This is a genomic window from Rhodococcus sp. NPDC003382 (assembly GCF_053589135.1).
This window is the reverse complement of the sequence record NZ_JBSFRH010000020.1, coordinates 39,011-58,248: the sequence shown is the minus strand read 5'-3', so window position 1 is coordinate 58,248 and position 19,238 is coordinate 39,011. Positions and strand designations below refer to the sequence as shown.

The window sequence follows — 19,238 nt, the reverse complement described above, 5'->3', positions numbered from 1 at the left end:
TATCGTCTCGACCATGGCAATCATCCATCAGAACGCCCGGTTGTCGCCGACGAAGGCCGAGGTCCTCGCGGCATGGGTGCCATCGCAGCCGTGGGCCGCCGGCGCGACCGACCTCGACCGGATCGGCGGGTTCCGCTTCGACGACCCCGACGGCGAGGTCGGCGTCGAAACCCATCTGCTGCGCACCGGGGACGGGCGAATCCTGCAGGTCCCGTTGACCTATCGCGCCGCCCCGCTCGACGGCGCCGAGGACTCGCTGGTCGGCATGATGGAGCACACCGTGCTCGGGACCCGCTGGGTGTACGACGCGTGCGCCGACCCGGTGTACGTCGCCACGCTGGTCACCACGATCGCGACCGGCGGCGGCGCGGCCGAACTCTTCGATGCCACGACCGGCGCGACCATCGACGCCCCGGTGCAGGTGGCCGGCAGCGGATCCCCCGAGGCACCGGTACCGGCTCTCGGCCGGATCACCCACACGAGCGACTCGACGACGACCACGGTGTCGGCGGGCGACGTCGAGATCGAGGTGCTGCGCGTACTCGATGAGCAGGACGGACCAGCCCAGCCGGGCAGGGTGCTCACCGGCACGTGGCCGGGGCGCACCTCCCCCGCGGTCCTCGCGGTCGCGAAGAGCGCCCGGTCGGTAGGGTGAATTCATGAGCCAGAACAACGACAATCGTCGCGTCGAGCATCTTCCCGAGCAGTCGCGATTCGCTCTCTACATCGGTGACGCGCTCGCCGGCTACGCCGACTACACGCAGGTCGGCGACGTGCGCGACTTCGACCACACGGTCACCGAGCCGGAGTTCCGCGGTCAGGGCGTCGCCGGTGACGTCGTCCGCCAGGCGCTGGACGCGACCCGCGCCGAGGGTCTGAAGATCGGGACCTCGTGCTCCTACGTCGCGAAGTTCGTCTCCGAGCATCCCGAGTACCGCAACTGATCGGTCCGGTCAGGCACAACCGCAGACGCACACGTCAGCCGCCCACGTCCGAAACGTGGGCGGCTGACGTTTTCGTGTGCGCGATCGGTGAAGATTTACAAATAGCTCCATATGTCTAGACAGTGGATGGTGTCGCGCGTAACGTCCACCGCAGGGTGATCCACGTCATACGGAGGAGAAGACGGTGACGACACGCGACATCGACCGGCCGCAGCCGACACCTGCGCAGCAGTGGCGCGACCGCAAGCGATATCTGTGGCTGCTCGGACTGGTCCCGCCCACCGCGATCTTCGTCGCGACCGTCCTCGTGTGGGCGTTCGGACAACTCGGCTGGAGCGCCGTGGCTCCCGTGTGGTGGTGGATCGGCCCGCTGCTGGTCTACGTGATCCTGCCGATCCTGGACCGCTTCTTCGGCCCGGACGGCCAGAACCCGCCCGACGAGGTCATGGAACGTCTCGCCGCGGACCGCTACTACCGGTACTGCACCTACGCCTACATCCCGTTCCAGATCCTCAGCCTCGTCTTCGCGTGCTACCTGTGGTCGGCGCAGGACCTCGGATGGCTCGGACTCGACGGCGGACTCGGCCTAGTGTCGAAGATCGGGCTGGCGATCAGCATCGGCGTGATGGGCGGCGTCGGCATCAACACCGCCCACGAACTCGGCCACAAGAAGGAGCAGCTCGAACGCCGGCTGTCGAGAATCGCCCTGGCGCAGACCTTCTACGGCCACTTCTACATCGAGCACAACCGCGGCCACCACGTCCGGGTGTCGACACCCGAGGATCCGGCGAGCGCCCGTTTCGGCGAGTCGTTCTGGTCGTTCCTGCCGCGCAGCGTGTGGGGTGGACTGAAGTCGTCGTGGCATCTCGAGAAGGCGCGGCTGGAGCGACTCGGCAAGGGCCCGTGGACCTTCCGCAACGACGTCCTGTCCGCGTGGCTGCTGTCGGTGGCGCTGTTCACCGTGCTGGCCGTCGTGTTCGGGCCGGTGGTGCTGCCGTACCTGATCATCCAGGCCGTGTACGGATTCTCCCTGCTCGAATCGGTGAACTACCTCGAGCACTACGGACTGCTCCGCCGCCGCACCGAATCCGGCCGCTACGAACGGTGCACGCCCGAACACAGCTGGAACTCCGATCACATCGTGACCAACATCTTCCTGTACCACCTGCAGCGTCACAGCGATCACCACGCCAACCCGACCCGCCGCTACCAGACGCTGCGCAGCATGGACGGCGCCCCGAACCTGCCGAGCGGCTACGCGAGCATGGTCGGCCTGACCTACTTTCCGCCCTTGTGGCGCAAGGTGATGGACCATCGGGTCCTCGACCACTACGACGGCGACCTGTCCCGCGTGAACATCCAGCCGAGCAAGCGCGAGAAGATCCTCGCCCGATACGGGCAGACCTGCTGATGGCCGCGTACGAATGCCCGGTGTGCAACTACGTCTACGACGAGGCCACCGGCGCACCGCGCGAGGGATTCCCGGCCGGCACCGCGTGGTCGGCGGTGCCCGACGACTGGTGCTGCCCCGACTGCGGAGTCCGCGAGAAGATCGATTTCGAACCGAAAGGCACCTGACATGGCTACCGACTACCGGCTGTTCCGTTGCCTCGTCTGCGGTTTCGAGTACGACGAGGCAGCCGGCTGGCCCGACGAGGGCATCGAGCCGGGCACCCGCTGGGAGGACATTCCCGACGACTGGTCGTGCCCGGACTGCGGTGCCGCCAAGGCGGACTTCGAGTTGGTCGAGATCGTTCGGCGCTGACCGAAACCGCTAACTGAAACCCATCACCCGGTCGCCCCACATCTCCCGCAGATGCCCGTCCGGATCGGGGACGACGGAATCGGTGCCGTCGAGCACGAGGGTCATGCGGGTCTCGGCCGTGTACGGCGCCCAGTGCCGGGACCCGTCGAGCGCGGCGGGCACGCCGTGGTGCGCGAACGCCGTCCAGCGTCGCCGGATCCGGCCGGACAGCTCGGTGGCGGCCTTCCGCCCACCGAGCCAGAACGTCGGGTCGCGGCCGAGTGTGCCGAAATTGCCGAAGACATACGGGAGTTCGGTGGCGTGTCCCGCCCCGATGCGGGCCGCGCGGAGCGCCGGCGTCGCGTGGTCGAAGCGGTACACCCAGGTCGGTGAATGGGTGCTGTGCGCGTCGGCGATCCACAACACCGGCATGCGGAACCCTGCGTCCCGCGAAAGTGCCATCGCGCCACTCGGTTTCGTCTCGGCCGGATAGGCCGCGAGGATCTCCCGGACCCGTTCGGGCGGCAGGTCCGCCCCGTCCGCGGCGAGGGCAGCGAACATGGCCTGCACCGCGGCGTCGTCGATCGGCATCAGCGGGGACTTCATCCACCGGAAGATCGACGGCTCGTCCCGGTTCGATCCGATGATCAGCGGGATCCGGTGCGACAGACCCTTCTGGAACGCCGCCACCGGATACTTCGGCACCAGGTCCCGGTCGACGACCGGTGCCAGCGCCAGAGTGCCCGGCACCTTCATCGGGATCTCGCGGGCCAGCACGTCCCCGGCCGCGGTGAGCTGTTCGTGCGGCAGGTCGCGCAGCTTCGCCACCCGGGACGTCGGAATGTCGAGGACCTCCAGGAACCGTTCGGCGACGGTGGCCGCGCGCTCGCGGCCGTACGCCGACGTCGCCGGCGGCGACTGGGCGATCGCCGCGTGGAACAGTCCCTCGGCGCGCGGCACCGTCATCAGCGTCGTGATCGAGCATCCGCCCGACGATTCCCCGAAGACCGTCACCCGCGCCGGGTCGCCCCCGAACGCCGAGATGCAGTCGCGTACCCATTCCAGGGCCGCGATCTGGTCGCGCAGCCCCAGGTTCGATTCGAACGTCGAGTCCGCCGTCGAGAACGACGACAGGTCGAGGAACCCGAGTGCGCCCAGCCGGTAGTTGAGCGTCACGACCACGACGTCGCCGGACTCGCAGAGCCGGCGGCCGTCGTAGATCTTCTGCCCGGAATAGCCGAGGATGTAGGCGCCGCCGTGGATCCACACCATCACCGGGCGGGGCTCGCCGTCCGGTTCGGGCGCCCAGATGTTCAGCGAGAGGCAGTCCTCCCCGATCGTCTGGCCGGGATCGACCGGGATCGGATTGTCGCGGCCCTGCGGCGCGATCGGCCCGAAGTCGCGGCAGTCGCGGACCCCGGCCCACGGTTCCGGCGGCTCGGGGGCACGGAAACGCAGGTCGCCCCCGGTCGGCGCCGCATACGGAAGTCCCTTCCACACGAACACCGATCCGTCCCGGTACCCGCGGGCCGAACCGTACTTGCAGTCGATCGTGAGTGTCTCGGGTTCCACGTGACCTCCCGTTTCCCGGCGACTGTCGCCAAGGTACCAACTGTCTGCACGCTCGGTGCAGAGACCGGTGGTCGCTTCTAGTCGACGACCGCCTCCGGCTCGACCGGTTGGTCGGGCAGCACCTCGTCGGAGAGGGGCACGAGGAAGCCGATGTGCGCGAAGTAGGTCACGTACCAGGCGAGCACCTCGTCGTCGACCACCGGGCACTCGATGCCGGAGTCCGCGAGCGCACGGCGCGCGTTCTCGTCGTCGAAGTCCTCCGCCTCGGACAGGCCCTGCGCGAACTCGCCGGCAACCAGCACCGCGCGGGTGAGGCTGTCGTCGCCGCGCTCGGCCAGCGTCTGCGACATCTCGATCAGCGTCGACGCGAACACCTCGTCGGTCACCGGCCGCAGCGTGAAGCCGTGTGCCCGCAACCGCGCCACGATGTCCTCCGCGGCGACGCGGCGCCGGTTGACGAGGTGGAAGTTCCCGCCCACGGTCGACGGATCGAGCGCGAGCGCGACCAGCGCCGACGCGACGTACGTGACGGGGACGAGCGCGACCGAGCCGACCGCCGACTCCGGCACCATCCGCAGCGCCACCATCGCCCGCACCACGTTCCAGAACGCGTCGTCGGTTCCGGCCGCCCCGGACACGGTGTCGCCGCTGATCAGACCCGGCCGGTAGATCGAGACCGGGATGCCGCGGCGCCGCGCGACGGCGACGAGTTCCTCGGCCACCCACTTGCTGCGCACATACCCCGACTCCATGACCCGCTCGCTCGGAAGCCGGTCGTCCTCGCCCACCAGCCGCGGTGCGCCGTCCTCGGACGCGGGCGCGGCGGTGTCGGTGAGCACCGACCCGGTGGAGACGAAGTGCACGGGCTTGACCGTCCCGGTGACGGCGAGACGGAGGATCTCCTCGGCGCCGGACACGTTCGCCGCCCGCATCCTGCTGTACGGCTCGATGTGATTGACGCGGGCACCGTTGTGCACGATGAAGTCCACGCCGCGGGCGAGATCGTCGAACTCGGTGTCGGACAGCCCGAATCGCGGCTGCGCCAGGTCACCCGGCACCACCACGATCCGGCCCCGGTAGTACTCGCGCCACAGCCCGAACGCGCGCATCCCCGCCTCGATGCGGTCGAGGCCCTCCTCTTCGGAGGCCGTCCGTACTAGGCACCACACGCGCATGCCGCTGTGCGAGAGCAGGTCCCGCAGCAGGTAGCGGCCGAGGAAACCGGTGGCTCCGGTCAGCAGGACGCGGCGGCCGTCCGGTCGCGCTGCCGGGATCCCGTCCGGGACGATGTCCGCGGCGAGTTCGAGATCGCCCTCCCACTCGGCGGCGGGCGCGGCCTCCTGCGCTCCGGCCTCGATCAGCCGGGCCAGCCGGTAGACCGGTGCGTGCTCGAACAGCTGCGGCACCGTGACCTCGACGCCGAAGCGCTCGGTCACCGCGGCGGCCAGCGACAGGATCAGCAGCGAGTGCCCGCCGAGTTCGAAGAAGTCGTCGTCCGCACCGACCTGTTCGACGCCGAGCAGCCGGGCATAGATCTCCGCGACGCCCTGCTCGTACCGGGTCGAGGGGGCCCGGAACGGACGCGCCGCCACCGACGGCACCGGCAGTGCCCGCCGGTCCAGCTTGCCCGACGGGGTGAGCGGCAGCTCGTCGAGCACCACGATCGCCGCCGGCACCATGTGTGCGGGCAGTCGGGAGGCGACGGTGCGCAGCAGTTCCTGCTCGTCGAGGACACCCTCGGCGGCCGGCACGACGTAGGAGACGAGTCGCGGTGCCGTGTCCCGTCCCACCGTCACCGCCGCGGCGACCGAGTCGTCGGCCCGGAGCGCGGCGTCGATCTCTCCGAGTTCGATACGCAGCCCGTGGATCTTGATCTGGAAGTCGGCGCGTCCGTGGTAGACGAGTTCGCCGGTGGCGGTGCGGCTCACCACGTCCCCGGTGCGGTACATGCGCTCGCCCCACCCGCCGTGGGGGTTGGCGACGAACCGGTCCGCGGTGAGCGCGGGCCGCCGGTGGTAACCGCGGGCGAGCGCGTCACCGACGAGATACAGCTCGCCGGGAACACCGGCCGGCACCGGCCGCAGTCGCGAATCGAGCACCAGATGTCCGGCTCCGCGAACCGGATGACCCAGTGCCACAGGAACATCCGGCGACAGCGGACCGGCGGTGTGCGTCATGATCGTCGCCTCGGTGGGTCCGTACGCATTGAACACGGCGCGTCCACCGGTCGACCATCTCCGGACCACGTCGCCGGTCACCGCTTCCCCACCGGTGACGAGAACCCGGCAGTCGTCGAGATCGTCCGGGTCGACGGTGGCGGCGACCGACGGGGTGAGGAACGCGTGGGTGACGGCCCGGTCCCGCATCAGCGCGGCGAGCGCGGTGCCGCCGTACGCGTGCGCGGGCGCGACGACGACGGTCGCGCCGGCCGACAGCGCGAAGACCTGCTCGAGGACGGACGCGTCGAAGCTCGGCGAGGCGACGTGCAGCACCTTGGACCGCGCATCGAGCCGGTACCGTTCGCGGACCTCCACACACAGGTTGTAGAGACCGGTGTGGGTGACGGTCACACCCTTCGGGGTGCCGGTCGAGCCGGAGGTGTAGATCACGTAGGCGACGTCGTCCGGACGCACCCGGGGGAACCCGTCCGGATCGATATCGGAATCGGTTGCGGCGGAGCTTGTTTCGTCCTCTTCGTTGAGCGCGAGCCAGTGCGGCCCCTCCGGCAGCGCCGGACGGTGCTCGGCCAGGGTCAGGCCCACCCGCGCACCGGAATCGGTGACGATGTGCGCGAGCCGGTCCGCGGGATAGTCGACGTCGACGGGTACGAACCCGGCACCGCACCGCGCGACCGCCCACATCGCGAGGATCGATTCGGCGGACCGGGGCACCGCGACGAGCACGAGATCGCCTCGGCCGACGCCGTGTTCCCGCAGGGTCCGCGCCCACCGGCGCGCAGCGGCGTCGACGTCGGCGTAGGTCAGCGCGGTGTCGCCGCTCACCACCGCGACCGCGGTCGGGTCGGCGGCGGCCGCGTCGAGCAGCTCCGGCAGCGTCTGCGGCCGCAATCCGATCCGCCGGCCCGACGCGAGCACCCCGGCCCGCTCGTCGGGCGAGAGGATCTCGACGTCGCCGACCGCCGTGTCCGGGACGCCGGTGACGGCGTCGAGGATCCGCACGAGCCGCTCGGCCAGCACCTCGACGGTCGCCGCGTCGAACAGGTCGGTGACGTAGCCGATCCCGAGGGACAGCGCGCCGGTGTCGTCGGCGGCCTCCCCGATCGCGAACTCCAGGTCGAACTTCGACAGGTGCGTCTCGACGGGGAATTCGGCAACGGTCAGGTCCGGCAGCGTGAGCTCCTGCCGGGCGAAGTTCTGGTAGGCCAGCGCCACCTGGAACAGGGGATGCCGCCCCGGCGACCGCTCGGGCTCGAGCACCTCGACGAGCCGCTCGAACGGGATCTCCGAGTTCGCCTGTGCGCCGAGGTCGATGTCCCGGACCCGGGACAGGAACGCGGTGAACGACTCGGCGGGGTCGATCTCGGTGCGCAGCACGACCGTGTTGACGAACATGCCGACGAGATCGTCGAGGACCGGGTGACCGCGGCCCGCCGACGGGGTCCCGATGGCGATGTCGGTGGAGCCGGACAGCCGGGACAGCAGCAGCGCCAGCGCGGCGTGCACGACCATGAACGGGGTCGCACCGTGTCGCTCGGCCGTGGCGTCGATCGCGGCGCGGGTGGCGGCCGGGATCCTCATGTGGATCCTGCCGCCGCGGCCGGATCCCGTGGCGGGCCTGCGCCGATCGGCGGGCAGGTCGAGCTGGGCGGGCAGTCCCGCCAGGCGCTCCCGCCAGTAGGCCAGTTTGCGGCTGTGTGCCGATTCGGGATCGGATTCGTCGCCGAGCATCTCCCGCTGCCACAGCGCGTAGTCCGCGTACTGCACGGGCAGCGGTTCCCAGTCGGGTGCCTGCCCGGCGACGCGGGCGGCGTAGGCCGCCATGAGGTCCCGGATCAGCGGGGCCACCGAGAAGCCGTCCGCCGCGATGTGGTGAACGACCACCGCGAGCACGTACTCGTCGTCCCCGGCGCGCAGCAGCCGGGCCCGCACGGGAACCTCGGCGGTGACATCGAATCCGGCACCGGCGAGGGCGATGAGCTCCTCGTCGAGCCGGTCCGCGGGCACGTCGAGGATCGGCAACTGCGGCCGGGCCTGCTCGACCGGCAGCACGACCTGCAGGCCGGCACCGTCCACCTCGGGATAGACGGTGCGCAGCACCTCGTGCCGCGCCACGACGTCACCGAACGCCTCGCCCAGCGCGTCGACGTCGAGGGTCCCCGACAGCCGGACCACCAGCGGAATGTTGTGCAACCCCGAACCGGTGTCGAACCGGTTGAGGAACCACATCCGCGACTGCGACCAGGACAGCGGGACCTGCTCCGGCCGCGGGCCGGCCACCGGACCGGCGACGGCCACCGCGGGCTCGGAATCCTCCAGCAGCGCAGCGAATTCGGCGACGGTGCGGGTGTCGAACAGCGACCGGACGGTCACCTCGACACCCAGTTCGTCGGCAAGCCGCGCCGCCACCTGCGTGGCGGACAACGAGTTCCCGCCGAGCGCGAAGAAGTCGTCCTGCGCACCGACGGTCTCGGCGTCGAGGACCGCGGCGAACACGTCCGCGACGATCCGCTCGACCTTCGTTGCGGGCGCCACGAATTCGCGGGTCTCGAACACCGGCGCGGGCAGGGCCGCACGATCGAGCTTGCCCGACGACGTGACCGGGAAGTCGTCCACGACGACGATCGTGTCCGGCACCAGGTGGGCGGGCAGAACCCGGACGAGCGCGCTGCGCAGGGCACCGGGATCCACATCGTTCGCGTTGTCGGCCGGCACCGGCACGACATACGCGACGAGCCGATCACCGGCGTCGGCGTGATGGACCGTGGCGACCGCTCGTGCGACCTCGGACCGGTTCAGCAGCGCCGATTCGATCTCGCCCAGTTCGATGCGCACGCCGCGGATCTTGACCTGGGAGTCGGTGCGTCCCAGGTAGACGAGCTGCCCCTCGGGGGTCCACTTCACACTGTCGCCCGTGCGGTACAGACGCGCGCCGGGCGGGCCGAACCGGTCGGCGACGAATCGTTCGGCCGTCAGGTCCGGCCGGCCGTGATAGCCGCGGGCCTCCTGGACGCCGGACAGGTACAGCTCACCCCTGACCCCGACCGGGACGGGATGCATCCGCGAGTCCAGCACCACCGCACGGGTGTTCCACACCGGCCGGCCCATCGGCACCGGCCGCGTCGCCAGGTACGGCATCGGCGGCACCAGCGCCGAGGTCGCGTGCACCGTGAACTCGGTGGGCCCGTAGAGGTTGTGCACGGCCGCGCGGGACACCGCCCGGAACGCGCCGACGGTCGCGGCGGGCAGCGCCTCCCCCGCCACGGCGACCGCGCGCAGCGTGCGCAGCGCCGCCGGATCGGGCACCGTCGTCGCGAACACCGACAGCATCGAGGGCACGAACGAGGTGAGGGTGACCGCGCGGCGGTCGATGATGTCGGCGAGCTGCCGCGCGTCGCGGTGCGCATCCGGCGCGGCGACAACCATCCTGGCTCCGGATGCCAAGGGCGCGAACATCTCCCACACCGAGACGTCGAATGTGGCCGGAGTCTTCCACAGGACGGTGTCGGCGACGCTGATCCGGAACAGATCCGCGATCCACAACAGCTGGTTGACCACCGCCCGATGCGGCACGGCGACACCCTTCGGCTCACCGGTCGAGCCCGAGGTGAACAGCACGTACGCGGTGTTGTCGGGACGCAGCGGTGCGAGCCGCTCCGAGTCGTGCAGCGGCGCACCGCTCAGGTCGGGGAAGTCGCCGATCCGCAGCACGGGCACCGCCCGGCCCTCGTCGCTCCACTCCACCGTGGAGCCGACGAGCACCGCCACGGGCCGGGCCGCGGCGAGCACCCGCTCGGTGCGCGCGGCGGGCTGATCGGGGTCGACGGGCACGTACGCCCCACCGGCGTGCAGAACCGCATGGACCGCCACCAGCAGCTCGACCGAGCGCGGTGCGACGACCGCGACGGTGCGCTCGGGTCCGACCCCGGACGCGACGAGCCGCCGGGCCAGCCGGTGCACCCGGGCGGCGAAATCCGCGTAGGTCAGGATCCCGTCGTCGTCGACGACGGCCTGCAGATGCGGAGTGCGCGCGACCTGCGCATCGAGCAGCCGCGGCACCGTGGCCGGCGGCACCGGCCGGTCCGTCGAGTTCCAGCGGCTCAGCACGGTGCCGAGTTCGGCCCGATCCAGGAGGCGGTGATCGCCGACTGCACGGTCCGGGGCGGCGGTGGCCTCGGCGAGGATCCGCACGAAGCGCCGCACGAACATCGCGATCGTGCCCTCGTCGAACAGGTCGGTCGCGTAGGCGACCTCACCGAACATGCCGCCCGGCTCGTGGTCGTCGCCGAGTCGCTCGGCGAGCGTGACCTGCAGATCGAACTTCGCCCGCCGGGTCGGGACGTCGACCGTGGTGACGGTCAGCGACGGAAGCTCGAGCTGTGTCGCGTCGAGGTTCTGGAAGGCGAACATCACCTGGAACAACGGGTGGTAGGCCTGCGACCGGGCCGGGGCGAGGTCGTCGACGATGCAGTCGAACGGCACGTCCTGGTTGCCGAACGCCTCCAGGTCGATGTCGCGCACGCGGGTCAGCAGCCGGGTGAACGACTCCCCCGCGTCGATCGGGGTGCGCAGCACCAGCGTGTTGACGAACATGCCGACGAGGTCGTCGAGGCCCGCGTCCCCGCGACCGGCCGACGGGGTGCCGACCGCGACGTCCGCGGTCCCGGACAGCCGCGCGAGGAGCACGGCGAGCGCCGCGTGCACCACCATGAACTCGGTGGTGCCGGTGGCCCGCGCCAGGTCCACCACCGCGCGGTGGACGTCCGCCGGAATCTCCACGGGCACCGCGGCACCGGACTGGGACGCCACCGCCGGCCGCGGCCGGTCCGTGGGGAGCTCGAGCCGGTCCTGCAGGCCGGCCAGTTGCTTGCGCCAGTAGGCGAGCTGCTGCGCCATGAGCGAATCCGGCTCGTCGGCATCTCCGAGCCGATCACGCTGCCACAGCGCGTAATCCGCGTACTGCACGGCGAGCGGGAGGCGTTCGGGCGCCACTCCCGCGGTGCGGGCGCCGTAGGCCCGCATCAGGTCGCGGGTGAGTGGTCCCGCCGAGAATCCGTCGCCGGCGATGTGGTGGACGACGACGACGAGAACGTGCTCGTCGTCCGCCACCCGCAGCAGGTGGGTGCGCACGGGGGCGGCCTCGGCGATGTCGAAGCCCTCCGACACGAGGGCGTCGATCCGGGCCGGAACCTCGTCCGGGGCGACGGTCTCGACCGGCACGGCACGCTGGGCGGCGCCGATCGGAAGCACCAGCTGGGTGCCTTCGCCGTCGACCTCCGGGTAGGCGGTGCGCAGCACCTCGTGCCGTTCGACGAGGTCGCCGACGGCCTGCTGCAACGCGTCGACGTCGAGGTCGCCGGTGAGGCGGACCACGAGCGGGATGTTGTAGAGGGACGAGCCCGGATCGAGGCGATCGAGCACCCACAGCCGCGTCTGCGACGGCGCCAGCGGCACCGGATAGGGCCGTGGTCCGGCGGCCAACGGGCCGTCTGCGCGGTCCTCGCCGGGTGTGCGGTCCAGCAACCGCGCCACCTCGACGACGGTCGGTGCGTCGAAGAAGTCCTGGACGGACAGCGGCCGGCCGACTCGGGCCGAGATGCGCGAGACCGCGCGGACCGCGGCGAGCGAGTTGCCGCCGAGCGCGAAGAAGTCGTCGTCGCCGCCGACCCGATCCCGCCCGAGCATCTCGGCGAACACCTCGGCGACCGCCGTCTCGGTGGCCGTCTCGAGCGGGCGATCGTCACCGGTCGCGGCGGAGGTCTCGGGCGCGGGCAGTGCCGCGCGGTCGAGCTTGCCGCTGGTGGTGAGCGGGAACTCGTCGAGCACGGTGTACGCGGTCGGGACCATGTAGTCGGGCAGGGACGCGGAGAGCGCGGCGCCCAGCGCCTCCTCGTCCCACGTGGCGCCCGGGTGCAGCCGCACGTACGCGACGAGGCGATCACCCAGGGTCTCGTCGGCATGCACGCGAACGGCGGCCTGGGCGATGCCGTCCTGCCGGGTGAGGGTTTCCTCGATCTCACCCAGTTCGATGCGCAGTCCGCGGATCTTGACCTGGAAGTCGCTGCGTCCGAGGTATTCCAGCTCGTCCGAGCGGGAACGCACCACGAGGTCGCCGGTCCGGTACATGCGTTCGCCGGGCGCCCCGTAGGGATTGGCGACGAACCGTTCCGCGGTCAGGTCCGGCCGGCCGACATATCCGAGCGCCAATTGTGTTCCGGCCAGGTACAACTCGCCCTCCGCGCCGGCCGGAACCCAGTTCAGGGCGCTGTCGAGGATCAGCAGGTCGGTGTCGGCGATGGGCGCGCCGATCGGCACCGAGTCGATGTCGGCATCGGTGACCTCGTGATGGGTCACGTCGACGGCCGCCTCGGTGGGCCCGTACAGGTTGTGGACCGCGACCCCGGGCAGCAGTTCCCGTACCAGTACCGCGATACGCGCCGGCAGCGCTTCACCGGATGCGAACAGGTACCGAAGAGGGGTGAGCGAATCGAGCTCGGCCTCGGCGACGAACACCGCGAGCATGGACGGCACGAAATGCGCGACGGTGACCCCGCGGTCGCGCATGAGATCCGCCAGGTAGCGCGGGTCCCGGTGCCCCTCGGGCACGGCGACGAGAAGACGCGCGCCGGCCTGCAACGGCCAGAACAACTCCCACACGGACACGTCGAAGGTGACCGGAGTCTTGTGCAGCACCACGTCCGCAGGTCCCAGCCGGTACTGCTCCTGGCGCCAGCGCAGGTTGGTGACGATCGCCTCGTGGGTCACCGCCACGCCCTTGGGCCGGCCGGTGGATCCGGAGGTGAAGATGACGTAGGCGGTGTCGGCGGCGTGCAGGGGACGACGGCGGTCGGCATCGGTGAGCGGGTCCGCCGATTCCGATCCGAGGTCGAGGGCCGTCACGTCGAGCACCTCGATCCCGTCTGCGGGCACCGGCGCAGCGGTCTCGGTGAGCAGGACCGCGGGCTCGGCGACCTCGAGGATGTAGGCCAGTCGCTCGGCGGGATGGTCCGGGTCGAGCGGCACGTACGCACCGCCTGCCTCGAGCACCGCGTACACGGCCACGAGCAGATCGAAGGACCGGCGCAGGGCGACGGCGACGGTGAGACCCGGCCCGACACCGGACTCGACGAGGCGGCGGGCCAGCCGCCGGGACCGGTCCGCCAGCTCGGCGTAGGTGTACTCGGCGCCGTCGAACTCGACGGCCACGGCGTCGGGAGTGGCGGCGGCCTGCGCGGCGAAGGCGGCGGGCAGGGTGTCCGGTCGCGCCGGCTCCGGCGACGCCTGCTCCTCCCCCGCGAACGCGGCGAGGTCCTCGGACAGTTCGGCCAGAGCGACGGCGACCTCGTCGGGACCACTCCCGGCGAGCCCGGGCAGCAGTCCGGTGAGCACGACGGGAACGAGTGCGTCGGGTCCGATCGCGTCGCCCATGGCGGCGCCGAGCGCAGCCAGTTCCTCGTTGAGGCCGGCGTAGGTGACGACGGCACCGTCGCGCACCAGAGCGACCCGTTCGGGGTCACGCGAGACGACATTCGCGATCAGTCGCGGCAGATTCTCGAGTTCCGACCGTCCGGAATCCTCGACATCCCGCATCCCGTATTCCACCTTTCCCCACATCGCTGTGCGCAGGCGGAGTCGCCGTCGACACCCTCCCGCGACCGCCCGAGCGCGAGCCGGGAGGTCTCGCAGCATGGTCGTCGCACGGAATCGTCGGGCCCTTCACACCGCCGGAGACCGCGCTGACGATCGCCAAACATACAGGCTGTTTTGTGTCCACGGAACAGGTTGTCCGGACATTCCCGGCGCAGCCCCCGGGTCCGGTACCCCGGGGGCCCGTTGCGCGGAACGCCCTGCTAAGGTCGCGTTCGTCCGACACGGGGTGCTCCGCGCGCGCGGGGCTGAGATCACACCCGTAGAACCTGCATCAGGTAATGCTGACGAAGGGATGTCCCGGCATGTCTGTGCCTGTCGACGTTTCGCCTCTTGTTTCCACCGACCGCTTCACCGATCGGATGTGGCAGCACACCGAGACGCTGCGCCGGTCGATCGACGACCTCGAATTCCTCCACCGCCTGGGCGACGGAACGCTGCCGCTCGACGCCTTCCGCTTCTACATCGAGCAGGACGCGCTGTACCTCGCCGGGTACGCCAAGGCCCTCGCGCTGTTGTCCGCCAAGTCCCCGGATCCGGCAACCGCCGCGTTCTGGGCGACCAGTGCCGCCACGGCGGCCACCGAGGAGTCGGCGCTGCACAAGAGCCTGCTCACCGGCGGGGTTCTGCCGCCCGGTGAGGCCGCGCCCGCCCACTCCCCCGCCTGCCTCGGGTACGTCTCCTATCTCACGGCGACCGTCGCCACCGAGCCGTACGCGGTCGGTGCTGCGGCCGTGCTGCCGTGTTTCTGGATCTACGCCGAAGTGGGCCGCGACCTCGCCGCCCGCGCCTCCGGGGTCCTCGCCACCGACCCGCAGCACCCGTACGCGCAGTGGGTGACCACCTACGACGCCCCCGAATTCCACGCCGCGGTCGCGACCGCCCGCGAACTGGTCGACGCCGCGGCGGTCGCCGCCACCGACGCCGACCGTGCCGCGATGCTCGACGCGTTCACCGTCGCGACCCGCTACGAGCTGATGTTCTGGGACACCGCGCTGCACCGGCAGGAATGGCCGGAATCGTGACTCTCCGCCGCCTCACCGCCCTGCTGGTCGCGATCGTCGCGATCGCCCTGGTCCCCGCCTGTTCCTCGTCCGAATCGGACGACACGATCCGCTTCGCACTGGACTGGACGCCGAACACCAACCACACCGGCCTGTACGTGGCGATGCAGGAGGGTTTGTTCGACGAGGCCGGTCTCGACGTGGAGATCCTGCCGTACAACAACACGACCCCGGATACCCTCGTCGACGCGGGCAACGCCGAGTTCGGCATCTCCACCCAGGGGATGACGACCTTCGCCCGCGCCGCCGGATCGCACACCGTCTCGGTGCTCGCCCCGCTGCAGCACTGGGCGACCGGCATCGCCGTCAAGGCGGACCGCGCCGATCTCGCGCGGCCGAGAGACCTCGACGGTCACATCTACGCCGGGTTCGGCGATCCCGGCGACGAGGAGACGCTGCGTCAGGTCATCCGCAACGACGGTGGCCGCGGCGAGTTCACGTCCGTCATCCTCGGCACGTCCGCGTACGAGGCGGTGTACTCGGGAACCGCGGACTTCACCGCGTCCTATCTCGCGTGGGAGGGCATCGAGGCCGAACATCGCGGCCTGCCGATGCGCTACTTCTCGTACACCGACTACGGGTTCCCCGACGCCTACGCCATCGTGATCAGCGGCAACGAGGACTGGCTGGCCGAACACCCGGAGCAGGCACGCGCGTTCGTGCAGGCCGTTCAGCGCGGCTACGAGATCGCCGCCGAGGATCCCGAGCGCGCCGCCCGGGACCTCATCGACGCCAACCCGGGGGCCTTCGAGGACGAAGCGCTCGTCTTCGAGAGCCAGCGCATGCTCTCGGCGGACCAGCTGCGCGACGAGAACGGGAACGTGGGCACCCAGACCCTCGAACGCTGGACCGGCTACTCGCGGTTCCTGTACGAGAAGGGTCTGCTCGCCGGACCCGACGGCCGGCCGCTGACCGAGGAGCCGGACTGGTCCACCTACTTCACCGATGACTACCTCACGTCCTGACCCGTCGTCACCGCGCTGGGTCCGCATCGCCGCCCCCGCCGCGGTGGTCGTGCTCGCGCTCGTCGCGCTCTGGCAGCTGTACGTGACGGTCTCCGGGATCCGCCCGCAGGTGCTGCCCTCCCCCGCCCGGGTGCTCGGGCAGGGGTGGGCGCACCGCGACGACCTGGCCGCCCACACGTGGTCGACGTTGCAGGTGACGATCATCGGGTTCGCGGTGTCCCTCGTGGTTGCGTGGGCCCTGGCGATCGTCGTGGACTTCTCGCCGTGGCTGCGCCGCGCGCTGGTGCCACTGTTCGTGGTGTCGCAGACCCTGCCGATCATCGCGATCGCCCCGCTGATGATCATCTGGTTCGGTTTCGGGTTGCTGCCGAAGGTCCTGGTGATCGCGCTGGCGACGTTCTTCCCCATGGCGATCGGGCTGATCGAGGGGTTCGCCGCCGCGGACCGGGAGGCCGGGGCGTTGCTGCGCAGCATGGGCGCGTCCCGCGGCCAGGTGTTCCGGTACGTGCGCCTGCCGTCGGCGCTGCCGCGGTTCTTCACGGCGCTGCGCATCGGCATCACCTACGCGGTGGTCGGCGCGGTGTTCGCCGAGTACGTGGGGGCCACGTCGGGGCTGGGCATCTACATGAGCACCCAGAAGAACTCGTTCCGCACCGATCTGGTGCTCGCCGCGGTGCTCGTCACCGCCGCCCTGTCGCTGGCGCTGTATCTGCTCACCTACCTGGTCGAGCGGATCGTCGCGCCCTGGGCCCTGTCCACGGGGAGCCGCAGATGACCGCCGTGACCGTCTCCGCGGTGCACCGTTCCTTCGCGGACCGCGCGGTGCTCGACGGCATCGACTTCGACGTCGCCGGGGGCGAGTTCGTGTCGGTGATCGGACCGAGCGGCTCCGGCAAGTCCACGCTGTTCGGGCTGATCGCCGGCCTCGACACCCCCGACACCGGCACCGTCACCGTCGGCGGCGCACCGGCCGCGCCCGGCCGGGCCGCGTTGATGCCGCAGAAGGACCTGCTGTTCCCGTGGCGCAGCGTCGTCGACAACTGCGCGCTCGGCCTCGAGGTCCAGGGGATCCCGCGCGCCGAAGCCCGGGCGCGTGCCGCGAAGCTGTTCCCCGCGTTCGGGCTGGCCGGGTTCGAGAATGCGCGTCCGGGGGAACTGTCCGGCGGGATGCGCCAACGGGCGGCGCTGGCACGCACGGTCGTGCAGGGCCGCGACGTCGTGCTCCTCGACGAGCCGTTCGGCGCGCTGGATTCGCTGACCCGCACCGACATGCAGCTGTGGTTGCAGGACGTGTGGATGCGGGACCGCTGGACCGTGCTGATGATCACGCACGACGTGCGCGAGGCGGTGTTGCTGTCCGATCGGGTGCTCGTGCTCTCCCCGCGCCCGGCGCGGATCCGGCACGAGGTGCGGGTCCCGCTGCCGCGGCCGCGCACGCTCGAGACCCTCACCGACCCGGAATTCGTGGCGCTGGAACGCGAACTCGTCGACATCCTCCACACGAAGTGAAGGTCACGACGCAACCTTCGGCCGACCGATGAACCGGCTCGAACGAATACCGAAGTGCGCCGGTCGGACTCTTCCCCTCGCGAGGAATCAACGATGCCTGACAAGGAACGGACGGAGAACGACCACATCGTCCGCAGGCGCGAAAGTGACTGCGTCGATTCCCGATTCCGCGAAGGTGACCCGGATTTCGCGAGCATGAGGTGCTTCGTCTTGTTGTCGCTCGACAGTCGTTTCGACCAGATAGCTGCGCCGGTACATTCGCCCCGCCTGCTCCCAGGTGTCCACCTCGACGAGGATCGGCCCCTCGCTGGCGAACCCCGGCAGGTCTGCCGCTTTGATGGACGCGGTTACGATGCTGGTGGGCGCCTGCTGGATGGCAGAAGACATGGCGGCCGTCCTTCCCTTCGGTCGAGGGCGTGACACTGCACCACGCTCGGTGGCTGTCACAGCGACTCTACTCGCGGACGATGCGGTAGACCTGCACTCGGTGTCACGGTCGTGGATCGGCGAGCCGACAGGGCGCACGTCGCGCTCGTCAACTCGGTGAGCGCGCGGAATGCGGTCCCCGTCGATGGTTGCGGTGGTGTTCCTCGACCCTCGACCTGATCCACCCATTTCTGTTGTGCCTCAGCCATCTTCGCAACATGGCTGCGGGCAGCGGACCGTGTCCGGGACGGCTGCAACGACCGACTTCCGGATTCAGCTCGCCGCAGGGGCCGGGCTGTCGGGGTGAGGCAGTGTGGCGACGAGGCCGGCGATCAGAATGTCGAGGCCGCGTTCGAGTTCCGCAGCACCGTCGTACGACGCCAGTACGGGTGCGAGGCTGCGCAGGAGCGGGAACTCGCCGATCGGCAGGCGATGCAGGCCCAGGCGCAGCAGGTCTTCGTGCTCGTCGGGTCGTTCGACGAGTTCCTGGAGTTCGTTCAGGACGTGACCGTAGAGGAAGCCGAAGAGCGCCCGGTAGACGTGCAGGGCGTCGGTCGCCGTGAAACCGGCCCGGGTGAGCAGGGTGAGGATGTCTTCGAGCGGACGCAGTGTTCCCCGGGGCCGCAATCCGAGGGGCGTCTCGAGGGGCCGGGTGACCAGCAGTGGGACCACGTGGGGATGCTCGAGCGCCAACCGGCGGAAGTTCCGGGCGACCTCCCGGAGTTGGCTTGTCCAATCTCCCTCGTCGGTGCCGACCCGGAGTTGTTCGAGAACGCTCTCGGCGACGGCGTCGAGGAGAGCGGCTTTGTTCGGGGCGTGACGGTAGAGGGTCATCGGGTCACGGCCGAGGACCTTGCCCAGCCGGCGCATGGACAACGCATCGACGCCGTCGCGGTCGACGATCTCGAGTGCCGCAGCGACGATTCGCTGCTGGGTGATCGGGCTACGTTCCGGGCCTGGATCACCGCCTGAGCTGCGCGGGGGACGAGCGGGAGATTCGGCCATCGGAACCCTTCCTTCACTCACTGTCCTCCACCGTAGACCTCTGCCGTAGACCTTGTGTGTAGGTCTACAGTGTTGACACCTCGGCGGCGGCGGCGTTGACTGGTCCTACAACGTGGACCTCGGGCAGCGGTCACGATCATCGTCTTCGGGAACGTCCTTCCCGCCGGTCGCTCTCGCCGCCCCGC

13 protein-coding genes and 1 riboswitch are annotated in these 19,238 nt (G+C 70.4%); of the genes, 9 read left to right on the top strand and 4 right to left on the bottom strand.

Translation table 11 applies throughout. The features are described 5' to 3' along the window. Positions 1 to 13 precede the first annotated feature (13 nt). The 5 genes from ACWDUD_RS15385 (at position 14) to ACWDUD_RS15365 (ending at position 2,709) form a co-directional block, all read left to right on the top strand. Positions 14 to 655: a CG0192-related protein gene (locus tag ACWDUD_RS15385; RefSeq protein WP_450109846.1), complete on the top strand. Its 642-nt coding sequence runs from the start codon at positions 14 to 16 to the stop codon at positions 653 to 655. Between the two features lie 4 nt (positions 656 to 659). Next, positions 660 to 944 (top strand): GNAT family N-acetyltransferase, encoded by a 285-nt coding sequence (locus tag ACWDUD_RS15380; protein WP_197250195.1) that lies wholly within the window; start codon positions 660 to 662, stop codon positions 942 to 944. Positions 945 to 1,128: 184 nt separating this feature from the next. After that, complete coding sequence (locus ACWDUD_RS15375) at positions 1,129 to 2,355, top strand: alkane 1-monooxygenase (protein ID WP_450109845.1); 1,227 nt, start codon at positions 1,129 to 1,131, stop codon at positions 2,353 to 2,355. Then, the gene (locus ACWDUD_RS15370) at positions 2,355 to 2,522 is read left to right on the top strand and encodes a rubredoxin (RefSeq protein WP_248675924.1); all 168 of its coding nucleotides are present in this window, start codon (positions 2,355 to 2,357) and stop codon (positions 2,520 to 2,522) included. Before ACWDUD_RS15375 ends, ACWDUD_RS15370 begins: the two co-directional genes overlap by 1 nt. 1 nt (position 2,523) lies before the next feature. Next, the gene (locus ACWDUD_RS15365) at positions 2,524 to 2,709 is read left to right on the top strand and encodes a rubredoxin (RefSeq protein WP_450109844.1); all 186 of its coding nucleotides are present in this window, start codon (positions 2,524 to 2,526) and stop codon (positions 2,707 to 2,709) included. A gap of 9 nt (positions 2,710 to 2,718) precedes the next feature. Here ACWDUD_RS15365 and ACWDUD_RS15360 read toward each other — a convergent pair whose 3' ends face one another. Both ACWDUD_RS15360 and ACWDUD_RS15355 read right to left on the bottom strand, forming a co-directional pair. Next, complete coding sequence (locus tag ACWDUD_RS15360) at positions 2,719 to 4,260, bottom strand: carboxylesterase/lipase family protein (RefSeq protein WP_197250191.1); 1,542 nt, start codon at positions 4,258 to 4,260, stop codon at positions 2,719 to 2,721. Positions 4,261 to 4,337: 77 nt separating this feature from the next. Continuing rightward, on the bottom strand, positions 4,338 to 14,027 hold the full coding sequence (locus tag ACWDUD_RS15355; protein ID WP_450109843.1) for an amino acid adenylation domain-containing protein: 9,690 nt from the start codon (positions 14,025 to 14,027) through the stop codon (positions 4,338 to 4,340). A 272-nt stretch (positions 14,028 to 14,299) separates the two neighbouring features. Further along, positions 14,300 to 14,397: riboswitch (TPP riboswitch) on the top strand. Here ACWDUD_RS15355 and ACWDUD_RS15350 point away from each other — a divergent pair. The 4 genes from ACWDUD_RS15350 to ACWDUD_RS15335 all read left to right on the top strand — a co-directional run bounded on the left by ACWDUD_RS15350 (position 14,390) and on the right by ACWDUD_RS15335 (position 17,622). After that, a complete protein-coding gene (locus ACWDUD_RS15350; protein ID WP_197250188.1) occupies positions 14,390 to 15,109 on the top strand; it encodes a TenA family protein in 720 nt (239 codons plus the stop codon). (Overlaps the previous riboswitch by 8 nt.) Next, complete coding sequence (locus ACWDUD_RS15345) at positions 15,094 to 16,113, top strand: ABC transporter substrate-binding protein (protein WP_450109842.1); 1,020 nt, start codon at positions 15,094 to 15,096, stop codon at positions 16,111 to 16,113. Before ACWDUD_RS15350 ends, ACWDUD_RS15345 begins: the two co-directional genes overlap by 16 nt. Beyond that, positions 16,094 to 16,888: an ABC transporter permease gene (locus tag ACWDUD_RS15340; protein WP_197250186.1), complete on the top strand. Its 795-nt coding sequence runs from the start codon at positions 16,094 to 16,096 to the stop codon at positions 16,886 to 16,888. The genes ACWDUD_RS15345 and ACWDUD_RS15340 overlap by 20 nt, the downstream gene beginning before the upstream one ends. Continuing rightward, positions 16,885 to 17,622, top strand: a complete 738-nt coding sequence (locus ACWDUD_RS15335) for an ABC transporter ATP-binding protein (protein ID WP_197250185.1) — start codon at positions 16,885 to 16,887, stop codon at positions 17,620 to 17,622. Before ACWDUD_RS15340 ends, ACWDUD_RS15335 begins: the two co-directional genes overlap by 4 nt. A gap of 87 nt (positions 17,623 to 17,709) precedes the next feature. Here the strand turns inward: ACWDUD_RS15335 and ACWDUD_RS15330 are convergent, their stop codons facing one another. Both ACWDUD_RS15330 and ACWDUD_RS15325 read right to left on the bottom strand, forming a co-directional pair. After that, positions 17,710 to 18,009 carry a hypothetical protein gene (locus tag ACWDUD_RS15330; protein ID WP_450109841.1) on the bottom strand — a complete coding sequence of 100 codons (300 nt, stop codon included), beginning with the start codon at positions 18,007 to 18,009 and terminating at the stop codon, positions 17,710 to 17,712. A gap of 312 nt (positions 18,010 to 18,321) precedes the next feature. Then, a complete protein-coding gene (locus ACWDUD_RS15325; protein WP_197250184.1) occupies positions 18,322 to 19,053 on the bottom strand; it encodes a TetR/AcrR family transcriptional regulator C-terminal domain-containing protein in 732 nt (243 codons plus the stop codon). Between the last annotated feature and the right edge of the window lie 185 nt (positions 19,054 to 19,238).